This is a genomic window from Isoptericola sp. NPDC057559 (genome assembly GCF_042801555.1).
Taxonomy (GTDB): Bacteria; Actinomycetota; Actinomycetes; order Actinomycetales; family Cellulomonadaceae; genus Isoptericola.
On record NZ_JBHVFQ010000053.1, the window covers coordinates 1 to 2,058 of the forward strand.

Below are 2,058 nucleotides of genomic sequence, written 5' to 3' on the forward strand. Positions count from 1 at the left end.
GGTTCTGGTCTTGTGGGTGTGCGTCGGTTGTTTGAGAACTCAACAGTGTGTTTGATAGTCAATGCCAATTATTTGGAATCTTTGATGGTTCCTATGGATCGGACTGAGCAGTTCAGCTTGGTCTGGCCAGTATCGAATGGACACTGACATCTCCTCGTGGGGTGTGTGGTGTTGTTTCTCTTTTACGGAGAGTTTGATCCTGGCTCAGGACGAACGCTGGCGGCGTGCTTAACACATGCAAGTCGAACGGTGAAGCCCAGCTTGCTGGGTGGATCAGTGGCGAACGGGTGAGTAACACGTGAGCAACCTGCCCTCCACTTCGGGATAAGCCTTGGAAACGGGGTCTAATACCGGATATGAGCCTGCATCGCATGGTGTGGGTTGGAAAGTTTTTCGGTGGGGGATGGGCTCGCGGCCTATCAGCTTGTTGGTGGGGTGATGGCCTACCAAGGCGTCGACGGGTAGCCGGCCTGAGAGGGCGACCGGCCACACTGGGACTGAGACACGGCCCAGACTCCTACGGGAGGCAGCAGTGGGGAATATTGCACAATGGGCGAAAGCCTGATGCAGCGACGCCGCGTGAGGGATGACGGCCTTCGGGTTGTAAACCTCTTTCAGCAGGGAAGAAGCGCAAGTGACGGTACCTGCAGAAGAAGCGCCGGCTAACTACGTGCCAGCAGCCGCGGTAATACGTAGGGCGCAAGCGTTGTCCGGAATTATTGGGCGTAAAGAGCTCGTAGGCGGTCTGTCGCGTCTGGTGTGAAATCCCGAGGCTCAACCTCGGGCTTGCATCGGGTACGGGCAGACTAGAGTGCGGTAGGGGAGACTGGAATTCCTGGTGTAGCGGTGGAATGCGCAGATATCAGGAGGAACACCGATGGCGAAGGCAGGTCTCTGGGCCGCAACTGACGCTGAGGAGCGAAAGCATGGGGAGCGAACAGGATTAGATACCCTGGTAGTCCATGCCGTAAACGTTGGGCACTAGGTGTGGGGCTCATTCCACGAGTTCCGTGCCGCAGCTAACGCATTAAGTGCCCCGCCTGGGGAGTACGGCCGCAAGGCTAAAACTCAAAGGAATTGACGGGGGCCCGCACAAGCGGCGGAGCATGCGGATTAATTCGATGCAACGCGAAGAACCTTACCAAGGCTTGACATGCACCGGAAACACCCAGAGATGGGTGCCCCGCAAGGTCGGTGCACAGGTGGTGCATGGTTGTCGTCAGCTCGTGTCGTGAGATGTTGGGTTAAGTCCCGCAACGAGCGCAACCCTCGTCCTATGTTGCCAGCGGGTTATGCCGGGGACTCATGGGAGACTGCCGGGGTCAACTCGGAGGAAGGTGGGGATGACGTCAAATCATCATGCCCCTTATGTCTTGGGCTTCACGCATGCTACAATGGCCGGTACAGAGGGCTGCGATACCGTAAGGTGGAGCGAATCCCAAAAAGCCGGTCTCAGTTCGGATTGGGGTCTGCAACTCGACCCCATGAAGTCGGAGTCGCTAGTAATCGCAGATCAGCAACGCTGCGGTGAATACGTTCCCGGGCCTTGTACACACCGCCCGTCAAGTCACGAAAGTTGGTAACACCCGAAGCTCATGGCCCAACCGGTTCGCCGGGGGGAGTGGTCGAAGGTGGGACTGGCGATTGGGACTAAGTCGTAACAAGGTAGCCGTACCGGAAGGTGCGGCTGGATCACCTCCTTTCTAAGGAGCATCTGATACCCCCGTGAAGCGTCACGGCCTGGCCGCAGGGTTTCCTGTGGTGGGTGTGTGGTGTGGGGGTCAGGCAGACCATCTGAGGCGCCGACAGTGCGCCTGGTGGTTGCTCACGGGTGGAACATTGACTAGAAGGACTGGTCGGGCTGTTGCCGGCTGGTGAGTACACATCGTGTTCGGAGCGTGTCTTCGGGCTGGGTCTTCGGGCCGGGTGGCGGAAAGCTGGTGGTGAGGGTCGGGTTGGTTCGCAAGCACACTGTTGGGTCCTGAGGCAATCGGCGTCCCGGGTTCTGCTGTGCTGGTCTTGTGTGTTGTGGCCCTGAGGGTTGCGGCGCGTGGGGCC

The 2,058-nt window shown here is 58.6% G+C and carries 1 rRNA gene; it reads left to right on the forward strand.

Annotated features, from left to right (window positions below):
* Positions 1-181 precede the first annotated feature (181 nt).
* Positions 182-1,703 (forward strand): 16S ribosomal RNA (locus ACFU5J_RS21825).
* Positions 1,704-2,058: the final 355 nt, after the last annotated feature.